This is a genomic window from Nitrosomonas sp. Nm132 (assembly GCF_900100485.1).
Classification (GTDB): Bacteria; Pseudomonadota; Gammaproteobacteria; order Burkholderiales; family Nitrosomonadaceae; genus Nitrosomonas.
Genome location: NZ_FNDH01000006.1, coordinates 60278 through 81654 on the forward strand (window position 1 = coordinate 60278; position 21377 = coordinate 81654).

Sequence of the window (21377 nt, forward strand, 5' to 3'; positions counted from 1 at the left end):
TATGAGCATTGACCCCAGCAAGGCAATCCAGCAATTCAAACTTGAATTTCTCAGACCAGGGCCACCGCATAATCAATTACTCTCGCCACTGACGCCTTATATCGCATTATGCGGCGAGGATGGACCAGTGACGGTGCAGATGCCGTTTGAACACCGGCAGTTGTTGATGCGTTTGCGCAGGCTACGTTATGAATCGGATAAAGACCCCACGAAGGATGAACAGCGCCAGGCTGAAGTCCGCGATATGGGTGAAGCGATTGGGAGAGTGCTCGGCCAGATTCCAGCGCTGCTTTCAGAATTGGGTAATGCTGCAATGGAAGCCGGAAAACTGGTTCATCTGCGCCTTTCCTTATCCGCATTTGAACTTAGCCTAATTCCCTTCGAGCTTGCCGTGGGCACGGACGGCTTTCCAGGTTCTGGTTCCCCACTGTTCCTGCAAACGCGCACACCGATTTCAATCACGCGGGAAATCCGTCGTGGACGCCCCCTCCCTGTCGACTGGAACCGACCGCCACGCATCCTCTTTGCTTTTGCAGAACCAGACGGTCTTTATGTCCCTGCCCAGGCTCATTTGCAAGCGCTCCGTTCAGCTATCGAACCTTGGGTAAAAATCAGAAACCCAGGCATGACCAAGGAGCGCGTTGAAGATGTTAAAAAAATACTGACTATCCTGCCCAATGCCACCTTGAAACAAATCCGTGAAGCCTGTGCTGAAACCGAGTATACCCATGTACATATTCTGGCGCACGGTGCGCCACTGGAAAGCTCCGGTGATAAACGCTATGGGGTAGCGTTATGTAACGATCTTGATCAAGGCAAAGACATCATTGACGGTGAAAGGCTTGCCATTGCGCTGACCGCTCGCGATTCTTCAGGAAATACGAAATTTTGCCCGACACTGGTCACGCTCGCAACCTGTGACTCAGGCAATATCGAATCAATGCTGACTCCTGGTGGCAGTATTGCGCACGAGCTTCATGCAACCGGTATCCCTTGGGTAATTGCTTCACAGTTTCCGCTATGGATGAGCGCTTCAGCCATCGCTGCTGAAGTACTTTATCGTCGTTTACTAGGTGGCAATGATCCACGCTGGGTCATTTATGAATTGCGCCAGCGCTTGCGTACCGACGCATCCGGCACGCATGACTGGGCCAGTATCGTGGCCTATGCTACCGTGCCATTAAACTTCGAAGATCAAGTGAATGCCTTCCGCGACAAGCAAATCAGAAGACGGTTTGAGGTGAAATTCGGCCGTATCGACGAATTGGTTGGTGCCGCGTTGGATTCCGCTGAGCATGGAGAGGAGATCGCTTCATTATGCAAGTCGATCCGTATCGAACTTAAAGCATGGCGTGAAGAGCCTGAAGCAATGACTTTTTTCAACGTGAAAGCGGAACGTCTTGGCATGAGTGCCGCCAGTGAGAAACGTATTGCCATTGCCTACTCATTGCTTGCTGGCAGTCACTCGGCTGATTCCGGCGAGAAGTCGAAGTGGGCACAGGAAAGCAAAAAAGCCTATGAAGCTTCACGTGAATTCTATCGCGAAGCATTGGAAGTTGAGCCCCATAACCATTGGGTTATGACTCAATATCTTTCTATCACGGCAACACCAGCACTAGCCAATAAGACCGCTTTTAAATTTTTATCGAAAGATTATGGCCGATGGTGGATCGCGGCCCGGCAAATCGCCGAGTGGAAATTAAATAAGGCAACCGGAGAAAATCGGGCGTATACATTAGGAACGCTGGCAGAACTTGCTTTGCTCGGCGTAGCCTATGGCGGTCAAAATTTCGATTACGATCAAGCGAAAAAGGATATTGCCCATTATTGCAATGAGATACAGGCACTGCTTGGCCCTGATGAATTCCCACTCCTTTCAACACAACGTCAATTCCGACGTTACATCAAGTATTGGGATAGGGAGGAGTGGAGAGATCTTGCCTGTATCGCCTTGGAAACATTGGGCAGTAATTTTTCAGAGGAATCGCTAGAAAATTGACAGAATTTAGAACAATGTAGGTCAGAAAAATACACTATTTCTTGCTGCTAGCTCATCGCCACAACGGCAGCTCAGGCCTTAGCAGGTGATAGGGGCGTATTTCATTGGGCCTTATAAAGACCAGCCTACCACAGTATTTTCCTAAACTGAATCCTGTAAACAGCGCTAGAAATTCTTACCTATAAGTATATTACTTAATATTATTTCTAATTTTGCTCAAGTGCGGCTATAGTGCCACACACTTTGAAACTATAAAGTTACGCCCATGAAAATCCGCAACCTTGACCTGACAAGCAACCCGGTAAATGAAGAACACCAACAATTGGGATTACCTCCTGTTGAAGACACCATATCTCATTTGGATGCACACCCTTTTCTACGTGCCGCCGTATGGCTTGCTGTCATTATTTTAATTTCGCTCATTTTGTTTCTGGTTGGCCGCTTCTTTCTTGCACAGAATTGGGGTGATAGCTGGCAGATTATCAACAGTACGCTCGACAGCAGAATTTTCTGGAGCGCTGTTGCCGTTGGTTTTCTCGCACAAGTAGTCGACGGTGCTTTGGGTATGGCCTATGGCGTCACCGCAACGACATTTCTATTAGCATCGGGTGCCAGTCCTGCTGCAGCCAGTGCCAGTGTGCATATTGCTGAAATTTTCACCACCGGGGTCTCAGGTATTTCTCATGCCAAATTTGGCAACGTAAACAAACAATTATTCACGCGCCTACTGGTACCAGGGATACTTGGCGGTATATTAGGAGCAGTATTAGTCACCCAGGTGGACAGCGCATTATTTAAGCCTTTCATATCGGCTTACCTGCTGCTGCTGGGGATTTATATTATTAGTAAAGCCTTCCGTCAACTAAATATCCGTAAAGAGGCCCCCAGGCATGTAGGCAAACTGGCACTTTTTGGAGGTTTCATGGACGCAGCAGGTGGCGGTGGCTGGGGGCCGATTGTCACAACGACCTTGGTCGGTACAGGGAATGATCCGCGTACAACGATTGGTTCAGTCAATTTTGCAGAATTTTTTCTGACATTAACCAGTGCAGCCGTTTTTGCGTTGCTGATGGAAACTAATACTTGGCCACTGATTGTAGGCTTGGTATTCGGTGGTTTATTTGCAGCACCTTTTGCAGCATTCTTATTGAAGAGATTCCATGCACGCACTCTGCTGATATTGGTGGGCATTTTGATTACCATGATCAGTCTTTACAATCTTTATAAGGCTTTTATTACTTTATAAAAAAACAAATCTCCCGGAAATACAAGGCATAAATTCCAGGAGATTTTTTTCTGTTATCAGCCAAACTTGCTTACACCCAATCGCTCTAACGCGCCATGCCTTATTGCTAATCACTTTCGATTGATATGGCTGGATTTAAGCGACAGCAACCCATGCCGCTATCGATTATCAAGCCTGAACTGAGTCATTTTTCACGCTGATTCTGATTGACCGGCATACCTGCAGAATATGATCTCAATGCACCGTCGGCCCGGCTTCGCGAAAGATGGCGTCGATAGTCAGTGCGTCAAAGCGATATTCGCGATTGCAGATGTCATCATGCACGACGATTTCGCCGCACTCCTGCAAAATGGCGTTGACTTCTGCCCTGCCCAGGGACCGCAGCATATCGTAGATTCTGGCTGGATCTTCCTGGCAGCCGTAGCTAACTGCCTGCGCATCGAAGATGCGAATGGTCTCTTCAACAAACAAGCGTGTGAGGATTTCTTCAGCAGTCAGCCTGAACATAGCCTGGTCGTGCACGGTTGCAGCGAGCGCTTCTATGCGCGTCCAGCCATCGGGGTCCCGCTGGTCGGCGGTGGGCAGTTTCTGCAGCAGAATACCGAAAACAGCGTCATCGGATGCCGTCAGGAACAGGCGTGAAGGCAGTTGTTCGGATTGCCTGAAATAATGCTCAAAGATTGTGGCAATCGTGTCGCCATCGAGCGGCACAATGCTCTGATAAGTTTCACGCATCGATAGCATATCCAGGGTCAACACCAGCTGACCATGTCCCAGTAAATCGGCTACAGGCTGCACTGCAACTGGGGGCGTATATTTAGCCATGCCTCGCAAATGAAGACTTTCATTACAGTCGATGACCAGCATGGGAATGGGGCCATCGCCTCTCAGCTGCACGGTCAGGCGTCCGGACTGCTTGAGATTGCCACCCAGCAGCAACGTGGTGGCGCTGATTTCCCCGAGCAGCTGCATGACAGGCGCCGGGTAATTCCGATCTTGCAGCATTTGCTGCCATACGCTGTCCAGATGCACCACTGCGCCGCGTATATCCAGATTCTCCAGTAAAAAACGTTGTAAGTAGTTGTTCATTTCAATAATTCCTTGGTATTGCCACTCATGGCTGTAAAAACAGCACTCAGAATTTACCACCTTTAGCATCGAAATAAACGTTGGCTTTTTGACGAGGGCGGTGTTTTAAATTCTGACATAATGACTATTTGCTGCTAAAAAGTCAGGCATATTAGCAGATCAAGCCATTTTCCGAATCACAAAAAGTCGCGGCGCCCGAGGTTTATCATGTTGACTCAGTACGATGTCAGCCTGAAAGCGATGCTGATCGAGTTGTTGGCACCACTCGCTCAGGCGCAAGGCTTCCTCATCACCGCCAGCATGACCCGGATAAGCCAGCACGGTCAGAATCCCTGGTGTGGCCAGCAATCGACAAGCTGTATTGACGGCGATCAAGGTCGAGTCAGTCTGGGTAATGATGCTTTTATCCGCCCCTGGCAAATAACCCAGATTAAACATAATCGCCTGTATCTGACCATGAAATTTTTGCGGAATATGTTCATCCATCGATGCATGGCTGGCATGAATCAGCATCGCTCGGTGCAGTAAATCACGCTGTCGCAGCCGCTGCATAGTAGCTTGAAACGCCTGAATTTGCACATCAAAGCCATAGACTTGACCGTTGTCACCGACAGACTGGGCTAGAAAAACAGTGTCATGCCCGTTTCCAAGCGTGGCATCAATCGCAATACTTCCCTGCGGCAAATTCTGACGAACAAGGTTATGCGCTGTTTCAGCCAGAAAGGAAATGTGAGTCATAATAACGCCGGACGTGCGCGGCGATGGGAAGCGATGCAGCCTGATTCAAAACTGCGGCAAATTGCCGGGCATACCAGGGAATGGCCAAACTGCCTTTGGCGCCAAAGCCGTTGAAAATATGCAAATCGTTATGGACTGGGTGAGAGCCTATAAAAGGTTGTTTATCCTGGGTGGATGGGCGAATGCCTGCTTGATGTTCAAGAACCTCCATCGGCTGTAGTTCGGGATAAACCTTAGCCAAAGCCTGTATCAACTGATTACTGGCGTGCTCGGTTGGTTGAGTATCCAGATTTGCGTGATCGAAAGTCGCGCCTAACCTGAATTGATATGACTCAATGGGAATCATCCAGTAGCCAAAATTCAGAATCTGCACTGGATAGACTGAGCTGGTTTTGCAATTGAGAATCTCGCCTTTCACCGGTTGGAACGGCAGTCCGCCAAACCAGGGATTGGTTGTAGCCTGATGGCCTTCGCAAAACACAATATGCCGCGGCTGCAAATCGCGCCACCGCAAGCATGGCTGCAACTCGATCTCCCGATAATCCAACTTGATTTTCCGGTAACAGTCATTAACCACAAAAAAATCCCGTAAGCTTTTTAGTAGCTGACGGGTTTTTAAATAACCGGTCTGTTGCTGCTGCAGCATCCCAAAGACACTGACAATGCCGGAAGGACAAGATGGGCAATTCATTAAAAATTCTTGATACCCGGCTTGTCCCAGCCTTTGCTCAGCAAGACGCCGCTCATGCTCAGTTTTTAATAGGCGTAACATTTGCATGGGCACAAAAAACTGCTGCCGGAATGCTGCCTCCAATTGCTGATAGCAATGCATGGCAGCCGGCAATAATCGCTCAATTTCAGCAGCCTTAACCAGCCGTGAACCGGTCACTGGATTGATCAGCCCAGCTGCGACTTGCGATGCATTGATCTCACCGCTATCAATCACCATGACCCGAACATGCTGACGAATCAGCTCCCAGGCTAGCAAGCTGCCAGCCAGACCCTGACCAACGATCAGAACATCAACCGGCATGCTTGGCTTTTAACGCCTCCCCTTTAAAAACGATCCCATCCCAGCCATCGCGCATAAAATTGCGGATATTCTGATGATCATTGCCATCAGGGTTTTCCAGCACATCTTTGCGATAGTAATCGCCAAATAAAGCCAAGGTCTGGGTCTGATCTAACCCATGTAACCTGGCAAAGGCAAAAATCTTGCAAGAACCTTCATTGCACCCCGCTTCGTTAACCAATGGCTGCTGGATACCATTGCTGAACTCTGTCGGTTGATAATCATAGGCTGCGGCAATCACTGCCATCGTTTCCTGAAAATCAACCACCTGTCCAGCTTTAACACGATCAATAAAATGATTTAGCATCATAGAATCACTCCCAAAGGGTTTGGGATTATAAAGCCGAGTGAGGTATACATGTCATATTAACCCGAATATTTCATAAATTGGCACGTGTCCTCACTTGCCTTTTGATTAATAAGAAAGATTTTGTTCAGTCGGGTGTATGAATCACTACACCACTCCTTCTCAAAACTTCCCTATTAATCAAGATCCTGCGTGATCACCACGCGAATTTATGAAATATTCGGGTTAATGAGCAGATTACCCTCATCACATGGAAAGGCCCATGATTCAGATAGAAATCGACAAGGAATAAGCAATGGCTGTCACCCTCTATGCTCGCACTTCTACAGACGTGGGCGTCAGAAAATTAGGTATTCTGGAAACCTGGGAGAGTAGTCAGGAGTGTACTGATTTATACTCGCTTTGATGTCTGCTGAGAATTGCAGGTATCCGCAATGCCTTGCATATTTCTGTTTTCTCTTCTTTAGTCGCTTTTCTTAATCTTGAAAAATAATGTCTCCGTACCCCATTTGTTTCTTTTAGATATTCATCATAAACAATAACAATACCGGTAATAAGGCAGTCGATTGATCCGATCACTTTATCCTCTGTGATTTATCATGCTTAGCGGTGCCCAATGAGTCCGTCTCATAGATTCTGTCGCCGATTATTTTATATTGATCCCTACTTCCATCAATCTTTGTCCCAATGCTATCGGCAGGCAGGATTCGGCCATCTTTCTGAATGACCAATGAGGGTTTATTTGGATTGATAGTGCCGATTGAATCTGTTTGATAGATACGGCTATCCTTTGCAGCAGCATCTTCATCATTCCCAAATGATATGGAGCTAATCATAAATACAATGATTATGATGATTCGAGGCATTTTTGTTTCTCCGAAGGATCTTGTGTTCAAAACATTCATACTGATTTCTTGATAAACAGCAGAATGATGTTTTGCCCCTATGATGCTATCTAAGGGTGCAACGCTCATCTGCAGAAGAAAAAATTTCCCGGGAAATACCCGGCGGCTCGGCGTTATCCTTGCGCTGTATGGACTGCTGAGAGTGAGGCCGGCAGCGAAGTGATGAACGGGATTACACGACGGAAAACAGAGACCCTGGAAACCTGAAAAACTAAAGAAACTGTCACCCTGATCACCCTCCCAATTTTTCAGAGCTTAAGATTTTCAGAATTTCAGGTTTTCGCTCCCCTCCCCCCCTCTATGCCATTCGATGACTTCCAGAATGCTCTAAGCCCGAGCGCTCCATCATAATGACGGAAGGATATTGAATAAAACTTTATTCCAGGGTGGCAGAAAAAAATATTGTACTGAGGTACACGATGAGAAATTGCAGCACCTCACTCCACAATAAGGAGGCAAACAGTAAAGTGAATAGCTCTATTTTCTATGACAAAGCCAAATCGGCATCCTCTCTTGGCCAAGGATGACGGGAACACGGCCTCAAAACACTGAAGTAAGGATTCCAATCAAGCACCCCCGTCGCACTCGACGACTCAACGCCACCCTTGTACTGCAAAGCTTTCTAGCATGAATCATGAATCATGAAGTATGCGGTCGGCGACAAAGCGATTCTAAATTGGTAATACGGCTGATCAAGGCAGGGTCATTCAAGATAAACATGGCCAAAGATCAATCAAGCGTGCCTCTTTTGATTTGTAAGAATTACAATACTGTAAACACCTGAATCATACTTATCATTAATTTATACCTCATTTTATATTTTATCCATGAAAGCAACTGTGCCTGATCTTTTGAAACAAATACCGGGTAAAGCAACCCAGGAATGGCCGATGGGTGAACCATTCGCGCTAGCGTTTGCGCATGGTTCAATGTCTGTCGAGTTATATGCGCCTCGTGGCACAGATATACAAACTCCGCACGATCAGGATGAACTCTATTTTATTCATTCTGGACAGGGTGAATTTGTCGTGGCGGGTGAACGTCATCCATTTGAAGCGGGTACGGTATTTTTTGTTCCAGCCCATGTCGAACATCGCTTTGAGAATTTTTCACCTGATTTCTCTACCTGGGTTGTTTTCTGGGGGCCTAAAGGCGGTGAAAAGTCTGAATAAAGTACATAAACCCGCCTGCTAGCGCACGATTGATCTGCAAATTTCGTTATAACTTGGCTGTAAAAAAACAGATGACAAGGGCTTAATTAAAGCAATTGAGTCGGAGCTGGCTCTATTAATCGTTGTACGGATACGATTCTCCCGACGCAGGGCCGAAGTCAGACTCTGCTCTGCCAGGGCAGTATAGCAACCGATCATCTCGCTGATTTCAGCGATCAGGTTCAGAATCGCGGGGACGATGATATAGGATGATTGGTGGTTTTTCTGATCACCCATTCAACCTGACATTGATTGACTGAATTCGGCTAAGATCGACCATCCACTCAGTGTCCCTTTGCGAATTTCGCCATCGGCAGGAATGTGTCGTTTGCAGGTGGTCATAGAATGGGAAGAAAGTAGGACAATCTGTATTGCCTCAGTGAAACCTGCTCACCTCAAGCCGTTAAGACGTAAGCCTCAGCAAGCATCCGCCATGAGCTGTGGATACAACGATTAATCTGTTTTTTTTGTTTAAATGCGATTTTTTATTTGGAGAATGGTATGGAACGCATTATTCTGAAGCTGTTTCTGGTTATGGCTGCTTTAGTAGCTGGTTGCACTCAACTGGCCGGAATAAAGCATAATCCCGACATCACCTTAGCTGGGATTGAGCTTGTTGAATTCGGACTCCTGGAGCAGCGATTCATCCTCAAGATGCGCATCCAGAATCCTAATGACATAGCGCTGCATATCAATGGCATTACCTTCGATGTCGAACTCAATGGAGTGGCTTTCGCCAAGGGCCTGTCCGATAAGGTCGTAATCGTGCCACGCTTGGGTGAAACGGTGATGGAAGTGAAAGCGACCAGCACCCTTGGAATGATATGGAAACAACTCGGTGAATTGCAGAAATCCAGCCGCGACAAGGTGGACTACCGACTATCTGGACGACTCTTCCTGCAGGGACTGGGCAGTGTTCCCTTTGAGCAGAAGGGCAACGTGTCTATGCCTAATGGCGCTGACGATTTAGAGAAGCTTTAACCCGAATATTTCATAAATTGGCACGTGCCCTCACTTGTCTTTTGATTAATAAGAAAGATTTTGCTCAGTCGGGTGTATGAATCACTACACCCCTCTTTCTCAAAACTTCCCTATTAATCAAAATCCTGCGTGATCATCACGCGAATTTATGAAATATTCGGGTTAATCCTTCGTCATTTGATTGAACCAACCCGGGCAAAGCCAGCGCTGTGCAAGTGTCGTGGTAGGCAGGAGACCAGGAGCGACAACTTTCGCTAACATTGAAGAATTCTACTTTCATGGAAACAAGGGATACCGCGATATGCCAACCGCTATTGTATTGAGAAAGGAGCCTGCACTTATTCCATATGATCTATTCAGAATGCGAAGTTCTTCTAACCAGGCTTTCACATGTCCACCGCAACATTTGACTTTGTAACGTTTATCAATTCCGTACACGTCTTTCCAGGTTTCGATTTTCCCGTTTAATTCAGTTGGCCTAAATTGCAACTCGGCATCCGTGGCCTTCAAACGATCAAGGTTGGATTTTTTGAGGTTTATTTTCAGTTTAATGCCGATATACCAAGCCAGATTATTTTGTCAGGAAAAATTTTCTGGTGTCTTTTGCGCATCTTCACCGATCTTCACCGGCCTGCCATCCCGCCAAACTATAGCGCACTGACCCAGGCAGCGTTTCTTTTCAGGCGCCTGTGATACAGCTTTCTGCAACGCATCCAGTATCATTTGACTCCCTTCAGAGGGCGTTCTTTTCAGAGTGATCTTCATTGCGTGACTTCCTTTAATAACTTTTGATAATAAACTTCGTGGAAAATATCACGACTATCACTTTTCTGTTCAAATACTAAAATCTGGCTTTCACCATCATTCATGAAACAAATACAACTATCAACCTTATGGCTAATACATTGATAAAATTGCCAAGGCTGCGTGAAAAACGCCGCTCGATATCGCGCAGCGGGATATTGTGACCGCCGTGCGCAACTCTTTCCGCCACATGCATTTTCGACATGCCGATATTGGGTAAAGCAAGATAGATCAGCTCCACCTGCCATCCATCACGCCGTAGCCGATTGATCAGGCGTAAATAACTACGACCTGAGAGCGTAGTTTCGAATGCAAAATTTTCTCGGCGCTTGATGTTTTCTTCAATCTCGCTTAGAAAGATACGGCTTGCCGCAATAAGTTCTCGTTCCGGTGCCAGCGGGAAAAGACCCACCGCAATTAGATCGGTATTAACAATACTGGGTACAGTGTGCCACTTTAGGCAAATATTCCAATGCAAATGTGGTCTTACCCGAGCCATTAGGGTCGGCAATGATCCAGCAGTTGGGTATTACACCGCTTCCTTATGTTGTTTCAGTGTCCGTTTTATTTGGATGATCATAGGAGGTAAGCGGTTTGTGATGATAAGTCCAGAGGTGAAGGTCATATCTATTTTCCCGGCATCCTTGGCAAACGTAGTTTACAGATCGTTTAAACGGGCATTTGATCCGCTCAGTCGTTTATAAACCTGGCTCCCTAGTCAAGTTGAATTCCATTTGTTACTGGTACAGTGTTGATAAAAACCTGCCACATCCTTAAGCAGCTGTTTTCGCATATACATTTCCTGGAGAACCATACTAAATCTAGCTCCCTATCAATCATTATCTAGAAAATCGAAATGTCCAATGCGCAAAATGTTTTCTTGTGCACGTTTAGCATTTTCCTGAATCTGCAAATCTCCGCTATTAAGACCTGCCTTTAGGATTGGTTTTGCTTTGTCAACTTGTATATAGAGATTACCGTTCTGATCAAGCCAATCCGTGATCTTAGCAAAGCATTCAACGACCTGAGCCGTATGGCTTGCGAGCAGTTTGTTCAACGTTTCCAATACAACCGAAAGGTGCGCATCCTTTGCTCGACAGACATCAAGTATCTTCGAATAGGTATTCAAACGCCAATCAGGATCAAGGCATTCTGCAGCCAGCCAGTAGGTAAATTTCTGTAATTCGTTTGGTTCGTTAACTTCAAATCGCCAATCGAAAAAAGCAGTGATGCGCTCAACCAAACCGGTTTCCAAAAAATTCCCGCTATTTTTCAACGAACGACCGGCATATTCAAAAAGATTTACCCAGCTTTCGCGGTTTCCAGCCGTCTTTTCATAGAATCTTTCCAGCAAGCTATCTTCGCCTTTTAGTAGAAAGACTTCCCACAGATAGTAGGTGAATAGGTGTTGTCCAAGATTATCAGCAACTTTTGTTTCAGACGGCTTCATGGTTTCCAATTCTTCCAAATGATCGAGCGCGAACACAAAATCTTCATTCAGAGTGACAAAGATCTGCTTGATTGGGTGATTAAATCGCAAATAATTGCCAAAAGCTTGCAGCCAAAAGATAATATTTTCCTGTGGAAAAAAATTTGCTTTGTGTTGAATCGCCCAATTTTGATTCAAATTATAAATGCGGACAAAATTCACACCAAGAATTGCGTATTCCGGTTTTGTAAGTGGAAATTTCGTGTCGGACTTAAAACGTTCTTCGAGTATTTTCGTAACTTCCGGCACTAAATCTTCTGGTAAGTAACGGCGCACCCAGAAACCAAAATTGACAAGCTTTTCCAATGCTAAGCTTCGAATGTTATTAAGCGCCTCTGTGATTGGATCATCGCGATTCAAAATAACTGGTTTATTACGATCCAATCGCCAGTCAAACTGGATACATAACAAACGCAGTAACTTTGCCAAACTATCTCTTGCGCTAACTGGAGTATTGCTATCCTTATCTAAACATGCGTCAAGAAAATCTATCACAGCACGCCGCGAACTTCGCCAGTCTGGATTTTCTTTTAATTCATCGCTTCGCCTCAATTCTTCCCCGCTATCAATGTCGGGATGTGATAAAACCCAATTGCAGACTTCAATCCATTGCTCCAGCTTTTCGAAATGGTGTTCCTTTACAAGATCCTGCAAGGCTTTAATCAAAAATCTGATGTAAATAGGCCTTTCAATGCGCTTGTAATTTTCTAACCAAAATGCCAAGCGATCCGCATTTGCAACAATCGTATTTCTGAAAACTGATTGAAAAGCTCCAGCTAATGCTTCAATGTTGATTTCAATCAACCAATCGTTCTTGTCATGATGTATTTCCTGCCAGTCGTTGATGTACTTGAGTAGTTCCTCATCTTTAAGCTTGGACAATTCTTCGGGTGACTGCGGGCTCTGGTAAGAGACTCTTCCGCACTGTGTTTTTCCCATGGGTGCATAGTCTTCATCAGATAATGGCTTATCCTTCAATGCATTTTCGAGCTCATTGAAGTGGCTTTGATACTTTCCACTTAGCAAGTTTTTAAAAGGATGTAATTGTTTCCGATGGAAATGGCGTTGCCGTTGCTGGAATTTCTCTTCAGTAAAACCTTCTCCCATCCATTCACGGAAATCTTCTTTCGGTGGGCCACTTAAAATAGCATCGAAAATTTCCGCTCGCTCCGCTTCGCTAAGAAAGAGAACACCGAAATACTCGCAGGCTTTACGGATCATCAATTGGAATTCTTGGTGATAATCCCACTTGTCGTAATCTTTGTACTCTAGAATGAATTCACGGATCCAGGGTAAGGTTTGATCGCTCGGATTTTGCGCGTAAAGATGCTGGCGTAAACGCTTAAAAACTTTCCACTGCTGGTTCCGCAAAGCTTGGTCAAGTGCTTCAATTAAATCAGGGGGCTTTTCATAAACTTTCTCGCACGCATAGGTCAAGGTATGAACCAAGGTTTCTTTGGATATCTGATAATCCCGATCCGGGCGATCCAGGTGACGGCACCATATCTCGGAAAAATCTTCATCGCTACCCTTTTCGAGGTCATCGAGGTGGATGCTTAGCCGGATCATACTCGCAGTCGCGTCAATCAAGATACGGGCGACTTGGTAAGGTTCCTGTTCGGTCAGTGGACGGATGCCGTTTTCGAGAATCTGCTGATATTCCCATTCATGAAAGCGCGGGTTTGGTTCCAATGAAGCCCTCCAGCCATCATCAGGACTTTCTTTTCTGTGTTTTTGTTTTTCTTTCGTTTTTGGATCAGGAAGAAACTCGACAAGTTTGAATAAGAATGAAGTAGCAAATTCAGAAAGCTCTTTATCGAAGAAAAAAGGTTTTTTAAGCAATCCAATGATTTTGTCATGCCCCCAATGAATATTATCGATAAACGATAAAATCTTGTGAGAAAATCTGACGATAATATTAGCTGAATCCGATTTCAGCACAATTTCAACTATGCCCTCCAATACACGGAAATTGTTTGTATCAGGGATCTTTTCAATTTCAGCAAGAGTCTTTTCTGGAGCAGCTTCGTACACGCGCACAAGGTAGTAGAGTGGAGGCCAGTCTGGTATTCGGTAACTGCCTTCTGCTGTTTTCTCAACTTCTGGAGGGTTTTGGAAAAATCCTTGTGATGAAAGATGATCAAGCCAAATGGGATCACGGGCATTTTGAAAAAAGTAATCGTAGTTTGATCCACGACTCCGCAATAGCTGGAGAACCCGTCCGATTTCAATAGATGTTACATCATTGCCTCGACCAAGAATTGCCTTCAGTTCGGTCAAATCTTCAGTAGTTATCGGTTTAGTGGGATCAATCGGTTCAGGTTCGCGATCTTCGCCTGAAAATTCAGGCTTAAATGCTTCTACGTACTTATTTAGATCAGTAAAACACCAAATGTAACGACGGTTAATACAAGCTTTATAAAAACCACTATCTTTGCTAATGACTGCAATATTTGCTTTGTGTTCCTTATGATAATGATCTAGCGTGCTCAGGATGAAAGCATCGGGAAATTCCTTTAGTTTCTTGGGTTCAAATGGTAGTTCAATATTGAAATACCAATCGATCACATCATCCAAACATCCGACAAGCGGAAGCTTTTCCACGATGAAATGCTTCTTGAAGTCCTCCCACTGCTGAACCATTGTAGTAAGACACTGTGTTTCTAAATCCTTTTGGGACGGAATATCATTTAAGGATAATGAGTTAATGGGGTGTGCATTGTATGCATCCAAAAGATCATTTGTGGCTTTAGTTGCTTGATTATTGTAATGTCTGAGTAACTCCCTTTCCATAATTTCAGGAACGAGAAGTCGGATACCTTCTTTTACGAATGTGTCAATTAGTAGGATAAATGCTTTGGAATCCAATCTGAGACTCTGACCTTTGAACACTTCTGTATCGATATAAAGCGCTGTAGGAACGTGTCTCATAAAATTTTATCTTCGTTATTACTTTGATACATATTAATCTCAGCGGTACCTGCGACAAATCCAACTCACCCTTAAATGCGCTCCGGACGAGTGTTCCATAGACATTTTCCAGTCTGAAAGAGCTTCGCTGGTAAGTTATCCAAACTTAATCTCGATGATCCAATTAACGCTTAACCAACATCACCTCAACCGTATTCACTTCGCCGTTGCGCAAGTATTGCAGCACGGTTTTCTGCCCCGCCTCAAGCGTTCTCAGGATATTGGCATACGATGCCAGATCGCTGATCAGTTGGCCAGCCAGTTGAATCAGAATGTCGCCTGCCTGTAACTGCGCCTGATGTGCCGGGGAACCATGGATAACGTTATCCACGCGCACGCCTTCGCCTTGATGGGAGAAATCCGGCACCGTGCCGAGGCTGGCCCGGCGTTTATCCTTTGCTGGTGTGGATTCAGGTTGCGCATTTTCAGTGTTCAGAATGACGGTCAGAGGTTCGACGCGGTTGGCCAGATATTCGGTTGCTTCCTTGAGGATGGCAGCCACTTTCACGAGTCCGGCTGCATCGATTTTATCTACGGTATCGCCGGGAGCGTGATAGTCTTCATGTGCGCTGGCGAAAAACTGGACGGCAGGCACGCCCGCTTTGATGAAAGCGGCCTGATCGCTGGAACCGAAATCATTCTGCACAGCGTTGATGGGAATACCCGTGACAAAGCCTGCGCCGCGAAAAACATGCACCAGTTCACGAGCAGTGCCGGCGCCGAACAGGGTAACCGGATTGTTGCCCAACCGCCCTACCGTATCCAGATTCAGCATCGCGGCTATTTTTTCTACCGGATAGTTTATTGCATTGTTAACGTAATGCGTTGAACCCAGCAGACTGGCTTCTTCACCCGTAAAAGCGACAAAAATGATGGTACGTTGCGGCTGCCACTTAGCGGCGATCTGCCGCGCCAGCTCCAGCATGACTGCAATCCCGCTGGCATTGTCATCTGCACCGTAATGAATTTTCCCCTGGTTAGCGGCGCGCACATCCGGCCAGCCCATGCCCAGGTGGTCATAATGCGCACCAATCACCAGACTTTGCCCGGCTAATTCTGGATTAGTGCCAGGCAAAATTCCGATTACATTACGCAAAGTGAGTTTTCCTTTCGGTGCGCCCACATCCTGCTGCCAGATCTGGTAATAACTGTTGTCATCTCCACCGGGCAGCAGGCCAGCCTGCTGAAAGTTCTGTGCGATATACTCTGCGGCGGTATCCAATTCCGGACTGCCCAATTCACGTCCTTTAAAGGCTTCGCTGGCTAAATGGGTGATATCCACTAGCATGCGGCTTTCAGAAAACAGCGGGGGTAACTCCGCCAATGCGCGGCGGGGTGCCAAAGTGCCCACGTGGGTGGAAGTAAACGATACCTCATCTTTCTGCTTGATCAACTGGGTTAAGGGTGATTGAGTAACAGGCCATTGACCTTTGCTCACATTAGTCAGCTCATCGCCTTCAAAGACCAGGTAACTGTATTTGCGGTAATGCGGCAGCTTTCTGGCCAATTCTGCAATCGCCTTGGGATGATCGGATGCCACCCATAATAGGGTTTTATCCGGGTTGGCGGGTTGTCTTGCTGTCAGTACAATGGCGTGCTTTGCCTGCTGATAAGTTTGCTGATCCAGCTGCAGCGCGCCTGAGCGATAAGCCACACCTTGTCCTGACAAAGTAGTGACCAACGCCTGGCTGAATCTATTTTGCCAGCCCATGATCCAGACCGTCCGATCGGTGGGCAGCGTATTCAGTTGATCATCGCGCACCACTTCCAGCAGACCGGATTGGGTTTTTTGCCAATTTGTTGCCAGCAACTGATACGCCTGTAATATTTCCTGATCCGCTTTAGCTGGCAGCACTAATAAGGGTTTTTCCGCGCCAAATCCTTGGGACAAGGCGGAAGGGATTTCGCGGCTATCCAAACGCCTGAACACATCAAACTGCGGATCAATGTCGATGCGCACGGGTCGCGCATGCAAATCCAGTTCGATCATTTGGGTAGGCTGATTGAGGGTGATTTGAGTCTGATAAGCTTGCGCTTCCCCTTGCAGATGAACAGCGACAGGCACAGTGAGCTGGTAGGGTATGCCTTGCTGGGTTTGTTTGATGACCGCCTTGAGCTTAAATCCTTGGGCTGTGGGTTCGGCTTGTGCATCTTGCAGCAAGAGATTGGGAGCGCCACTGTGATAGACCCATTGGTAAAAAAACGGAGAAAAATCCTTGCCCGTGAGTGAGTTAAAGGTCGTCTTTAAATCCTCGAAAGTGGCTTGCTTGAATTTAAACTGTTTATAAAAAGCGCGTAACACCCGGACAAAGTCCTCATCCCCGAGCTCTTGTCGCAACATGTGAAAAAACATCATGGTTTTTCCATAGCCCACGGCTTCTGAGCTGGAGCTATGACGCGAAGTAAATTGAGCAATGGGGAAGTCTTTTTCCTTACTCACAAAATCAGTATATTTTTGCAGCACATCGCGGCGATACTCCTCACCTTTGCCGCCTTGCTCGCTCACCAGGTGATCAGCGAGATAGGCAGTCAATCCTTCCGACCAATTCCCTTTGGCATAATCGACAAATACGCCATTCCCCCAATAATTATGCAAAATTTCATGCGGATAGGAAGAATGCAGAATGAAAGGAAAACGAACTACTTTGGGGCCAAGTAGCGTAAAAGAAGGCATGCCGTAGCCGGTTTCCCAGAAATTCTCGACCAGGGCAAATTTTGAATACGGGTAAGGCCCCAGCAGCTTGTTATACATGGCAATATATTGAGCGGTGGTATCCAGATATTTCTGGGCTAATGCTTCATCCGCACTGCGCAAATAAACGAATGCATTCACCGCGCCCGCTGATTGTGTGTAGCGCTGATATCGCCCCGCTACGATGTAGATGTCATCCTGCGGCTGTTTCTCTTCCCAAATTACATTGTGGGTCGTTTTTGTTTTTTGCTCACGCACCAAGGTGCCCTGGCTAATGATGTCCCAGTCGGCTGGCACTTGAATATTCAAGTTAAATGACACCATGGCATCCTCAAACTGCGGATACCAGGCGGTAGAATTGGCCAGAAAAACCCCTTCATTTGAGATGAGCCCAGGGGTGTAACTGAAACTGCGTGCGTATTCCAGAGCGGGGCCTTGCACGGCGTGATTGATTTTTCCGTTGAAAGTTAAAGTAAATTCTTCTTGTTGTGGCGGCAAGGTCAAAGTGTACAGTTTTAATGGAACCGGTCTGGCACTCAAAGCAGCATTACTTTTCTGTAAGGTAAGATGCGCACCTTCCACTTCAGTCACCGTTAAATCGGCATGCAGGCTGAAATCAAGCTGAATCGCTGTGGGTTGATTCCGGTAGCGTTCCGGAACGCGCACCTGATCTTTTAGCCGGATCTCAGAAGTATCTGGCGAGAGCGTAATTTCCATCTGATGATGAAATGTCTCGCTGCTTGCAAACACCGTTACGCCATAGAGTAAGCAACTGATGATGAAACCCCATGTCACACTCAATTTGATCGATTTTTTCATTCTTTAAATTTTATAGCTATTTGTTATTCAACTTATTCTGACGGATATTGACGTGATCACCAAACCCTTCCGGAACAGCTTGTTGGAAATGACATCTTGTTTACTTTCTTTTTAAAGCTATGTTTAAATGATTTTTCTTTAGCAACGAGGCTTATAAGTCAAATGAAAAATTTTACACAGAAATCTTCTTTTACTGATTCTCCATTATTGATCAAGAAACTGTTAGCAGCGCTTTTTTTCTTTACCGCGGCCCATGCCAGTGCAGCAGATCTTATTACCGAGGAGTATCAGCTTTCAGATAAGGAAGTCAGAGTCGGCGAAGCCTATTATCGTGCAGATATGCAGTGGATGGCTTATCAGGCTGAAGTATCCGATGAAAATCCATTTTATCAGATTTACCTGAAGAATCTGGTGAGTGGAAAAGTTCAGCAAGTATCGCCCGGTACCGGTAAAACCACTTGTTCGTGGGTGCATCCTTCACAAGAAAAAGTGTTGTTTTCCTCTACCCATGAAGACCCTGATGCCAAAACCAAGATGACCGCCGAAATTAAAAGAAGAAAATCCGGCGAGCGGCAATCCTACGCCTGGGATTATGATGAGTTTTATGATATCTATGAGACTGATTTTGAAGGTGGAAAGATCAGGAACCTCACCAATACCCTGGGCTATGATGCGGAAGCCTCCTGGTCTCCTGATGGCAAACTGATCGCATTCGCCTCCAATCGCAGGGCCTACACCGAACAATTATCCGAGGAAGAAACAGCGCTTTTCAAAAAGGATCCTTCCTCTTTAATCGATATATACATCATGAATGCGGATGGCTCCACCGTAAAAAGATTAACCCATACACAAAGCTATGATGGCGGTCCATTTTTCAGTCCGGATGGCAAGAAAATCGTTTGGCGCCGCTTTTCAGCCAATGGCAGAGAAGCGGAAATATTTACCATGAACATCGATGGATCGGACCAGAAACAAATTACCCATCTCAAAATGATGTCCTGGGCGCCCTTCTATCATCCTTCCGGAAAATACATCATTTTCTCGACCAACGTCCATGGACACCGGAATTTTGAGCTTTACATCGTCGATGCGGAAGGCAACAAAGAGCCTGTGCGTGTGACGGACAAGGAAGGTTTTGACGGCCTGCCGGTATTTACGCCCGATGGCAAATATCTGACCTGGACCAGCGACCGTACACCCGAGAAAAAAGGTCATCTCTTTCACGCAAAATGGAATCATGAAAAAGCGCTAGAGAGTCTTTCCTTACAATAAAGTGATTAATTAAATCAATGGCAAGAAAAGACGCTTCATTTGAGTCTGTTCTTCCTGATGCGACTGAAGGAGCGTTATTCAGGCTCAACTGTGCTTATTCACCAGCGCAAGATTCTCGCAACTCGCCATTGTGTATTGTGCGACAGATTGATTGAGAGAAACAGGATATGAAGGTATTTGTCAGTTGGTCCGGAGAGGTCAGTCACGAGGTGGCTAAAGCCATGAAGGACTGGTTGCCGAATGTCATTCAGGCGGTCGATGTTTTTTTGTCGTCAGACGACATTGCCAAAGGCAGTCACTGGTTCCACGAGTTAAGCTCGGTGCTTGATGAATGCGAATTTGGGATTCTATGCCTGACCCGTGACAATTGCTCCGCCCCATGGATCCTTTACGAAGCCGGCGCGCTTGGCAAGCGTTTTGAAGAGGCGGGCATTGTGCCTTTGCTGATCGATCTCAAGGCCACTGATCTGTCGGGCCCGCTGGCTCAGTTCAATGCCACTTTGCTCGACCGGGAAGAAATCGAAAAGCTGGTTACTGTGATCAATGACCAGCTCGGTGCGGCGCAACTTACCGAGAAGCAGTTGCAGCACGCGTTTGCACTGCATTGGCCAGATCTGGAGACGGCGGTGAAACAGGCAGCAAAGAAAGCATCGGCCGGTTCTGACCAGTTTCTGTATGACGTGTTCCTTTCCACGCCCATGGCTGCTTTCTCAACGGATAAGGCCTATCAAAGCAGTCGGGCGCAGTTCAAAAAGATCTTCGATGCCCTCAAGCAGAATTGCGGGCTGTCCGTATACTGGGCCGCGGAAAAGATCGAGAGCATCTCGGATTTCGACACGCTCGATGTTTCAGTATTGGATGATCTGAAAGCACTGCAACTGAGCCGTCAGTTTGTGCTGGTTTATCCTGAGAAACTGGTCACCAGTGCACTGTTCGAGGCGGGCTTCGCATTGGCATTGAACCGCTTTTCCCACTATTTCGTGCGTGACCGCGACCATTTACCCTTTCTCATGCGAGAGATTCCCGGTTCTAACCCTCATGTGCGCATCCACACCCACCAGGATTGGAAAGACTATGACGATCTGGCTGAGAAGATGGTGCGATACAAGCTCAAATGGTTTGGAAAACAGACGTAAAGAGAGCTGTCAGGGTTAATTTGTTAAGTGTTTCAGTAGTTTCACGCCCAATCGGATGGGGAGCGTATAATGGGCTCCTGTTAACTGTTAACCAGATAATCGCCATGCACGATTCCACTCCAGAAGATAACAATCATTCACAACCCAAGAACCCCTTACATGGGGTTACCCTGGAGGTGCTGCTTACCGAACTGCATGCGCAATATGGCTGGGAGAGGTTAGCCAAGAAAGTGGATATCAATTGCTTCAAGCAGGATCCCAGCATCAAGTCCTGTTTGAAGTTTCTGCGAAAGACGCCGTGGGCCAGAGAGAAGGTCGAAGCTATCTATATCCAGCTGAAACAGGTTAAATCATGAATGAATTCAGCCTCGAAGGTCGCGACTATATTGCTCTGAATGATCTCTTGAAGATCACCGGCCTGTGCGAAAGTGGCGGTGCAGCCAAGATCGTAATCACCAAGGGTAAAGTCAAGGTGGAGGGTCAGATTGAGCTGCGCAAGACCTGCAAGATTCGCCATGGCCAGGTGGTGGAATATGCTGGGCAGCAAATCACTGTGACAAGCTGAGTTTTGCGGAACAATTTTATACTTTGGCAGGATAAAATCACCTTGTTTCAAGACAAGATAACTCACCTTGAATCTCTTTTTT

At 46.3% G+C, this 21377-nt stretch carries 18 protein-coding genes; 8 read left to right on the top strand and 10 right to left on the bottom strand.

What is annotated here, in order from left to right; all coding sequences use genetic code 11:
* The first annotated feature begins 1 nt into the window (after position 1).
* Together BLP80_RS03940 and BLP80_RS03945 are read left to right on the top strand one after the other, a co-directional pair.
* Positions 2-1999: a CHAT domain-containing protein gene (locus tag BLP80_RS03940; protein ID WP_090540362.1), complete on the top strand. Its 1998-nt coding sequence runs from the start codon at positions 2-4 to the stop codon at positions 1997-1999.
* A 265-nt stretch (positions 2000-2264) separates the two neighbouring features.
* Positions 2265-3245: a sulfite exporter TauE/SafE family protein gene (locus BLP80_RS03945; protein WP_090540364.1), complete on the top strand. Its 981-nt coding sequence runs from the start codon at positions 2265-2267 to the stop codon at positions 3243-3245.
* 234 nt (positions 3246-3479) lie between these two features.
* On the opposite strand, the gene BLP80_RS03950 is transcribed toward BLP80_RS03945, so the two are convergent.
* From BLP80_RS03950 to BLP80_RS03970, 5 genes are all read right to left on the bottom strand, one after another.
* Entirely contained in the window at positions 3480-4334 is an 855-nt protein-coding gene (locus BLP80_RS03950) for an Hsp33 family molecular chaperone HslO (protein WP_090540368.1), read from the bottom strand.
* 159 nt (positions 4335-4493) lie between these two features.
* Positions 4494-5072, bottom strand: coding sequence for a tRNA 5-(aminomethyl)-2-thiouridylate-methyltransferase MnmM (locus tag BLP80_RS03955; protein ID WP_090540370.1), 579 nt, complete (start codon positions 5070-5072; stop codon positions 4494-4496).
* The gene (locus BLP80_RS03960) at positions 5047-6105 is read right to left on the bottom strand and encodes an NAD(P)/FAD-dependent oxidoreductase (RefSeq protein ID WP_090540372.1); all 1059 of its coding nucleotides are present in this window, start codon (positions 6103-6105) and stop codon (positions 5047-5049) included. The genes BLP80_RS03955 and BLP80_RS03960 overlap by 26 nt, the downstream gene beginning before the upstream one ends.
* Positions 6095-6454, bottom strand: a complete 360-nt coding sequence (locus tag BLP80_RS03965; protein ID WP_090540374.1) for a HopJ type III effector protein — start codon at positions 6452-6454, stop codon at positions 6095-6097. Before BLP80_RS03965 ends, BLP80_RS03960 begins: the two co-directional genes overlap by 11 nt.
* A 572-nt stretch (positions 6455-7026) precedes the next feature.
* Complete coding sequence (locus BLP80_RS03970; protein WP_176754261.1) at positions 7027-7317, bottom strand: hypothetical protein; 291 nt, start codon at positions 7315-7317, stop codon at positions 7027-7029.
* Positions 7318-8195: 878 nt separating this feature from the next.
* Between BLP80_RS03970 and BLP80_RS03975 the strand changes: the two genes are divergently transcribed.
* Positions 8196-8528 (top strand): cupin domain-containing protein, encoded by a 333-nt coding sequence (locus tag BLP80_RS03975; protein ID WP_256324941.1) that lies wholly within the window; start codon positions 8196-8198, stop codon positions 8526-8528.
* 18 nt (positions 8529-8546) lie between these two features.
* Here the strand turns inward: BLP80_RS03975 and BLP80_RS03980 are convergent, their stop codons facing one another.
* A complete protein-coding gene (locus tag BLP80_RS03980; RefSeq protein WP_090540378.1) occupies positions 8547-8804 on the bottom strand; it encodes a hypothetical protein in 258 nt (85 codons plus the stop codon).
* A gap of 264 nt (positions 8805-9068) precedes the next feature.
* Between BLP80_RS03980 and BLP80_RS03985 the strand changes: the two genes are divergently transcribed.
* Positions 9069-9548, top strand: coding sequence for an LEA/WHy family protein (locus BLP80_RS03985; protein WP_090540379.1), 480 nt, complete (start codon positions 9069-9071; stop codon positions 9546-9548).
* A 579-nt stretch (positions 9549-10127) separates the two neighbouring features.
* On the opposite strand, the gene BLP80_RS03990 is transcribed toward BLP80_RS03985, so the two are convergent.
* From BLP80_RS03990 to BLP80_RS04005, 4 genes are all read right to left on the bottom strand, one after another.
* Positions 10128-10313, bottom strand: a complete 186-nt coding sequence (locus tag BLP80_RS03990) for a hypothetical protein (protein WP_090540381.1) — start codon at positions 10311-10313, stop codon at positions 10128-10130.
* Between the two features lie 100 nt (positions 10314-10413).
* Positions 10414-10851 (bottom strand): ATPase, encoded by a 438-nt coding sequence (locus BLP80_RS03995; protein ID WP_218120370.1) that lies wholly within the window; start codon positions 10849-10851, stop codon positions 10414-10416.
* Between the two features lie 333 nt (positions 10852-11184).
* Positions 11185-14772, bottom strand: a complete 3588-nt coding sequence (locus tag BLP80_RS04000; protein WP_090540382.1) for a PIN domain-containing protein — start codon at positions 14770-14772, stop codon at positions 11185-11187.
* A gap of 163 nt (positions 14773-14935) precedes the next feature.
* Positions 14936-18322 (bottom strand): M20/M25/M40 family metallo-hydrolase, encoded by a 3387-nt coding sequence (locus BLP80_RS04005; protein ID WP_090540384.1) that lies wholly within the window; start codon positions 18320-18322, stop codon positions 14936-14938.
* Positions 18323-18484: 162 nt separating this feature from the next.
* Between BLP80_RS04005 and BLP80_RS04010 the strand changes: the two genes are divergently transcribed.
* The 4 genes from BLP80_RS04010 (at position 18485) to BLP80_RS04025 (ending at position 21295) form a co-directional block, all read left to right on the top strand.
* Positions 18485-19594: a TolB family protein gene (locus tag BLP80_RS04010; protein ID WP_090540386.1), complete on the top strand. Its 1110-nt coding sequence runs from the start codon at positions 18485-18487 to the stop codon at positions 19592-19594.
* A gap of 167 nt (positions 19595-19761) precedes the next feature.
* On the top strand, positions 19762-20730 hold the full coding sequence (locus tag BLP80_RS04015) for a toll/interleukin-1 receptor domain-containing protein (RefSeq protein WP_090540388.1): 969 nt from the start codon (positions 19762-19764) through the stop codon (positions 20728-20730).
* A 104-nt stretch (positions 20731-20834) separates the two neighbouring features.
* Entirely contained in the window at positions 20835-21086 is a 252-nt protein-coding gene (locus tag BLP80_RS04020; protein WP_090540448.1) for a VF530 family protein, read from the top strand.
* The gene (locus tag BLP80_RS04025; protein ID WP_090540389.1) at positions 21083-21295 is read left to right on the top strand and encodes an RNA-binding S4 domain-containing protein; all 213 of its coding nucleotides are present in this window, start codon (positions 21083-21085) and stop codon (positions 21293-21295) included. Before BLP80_RS04020 ends, BLP80_RS04025 begins: the two co-directional genes overlap by 4 nt.
* Positions 21296-21377 lie beyond the last annotated feature (82 nt).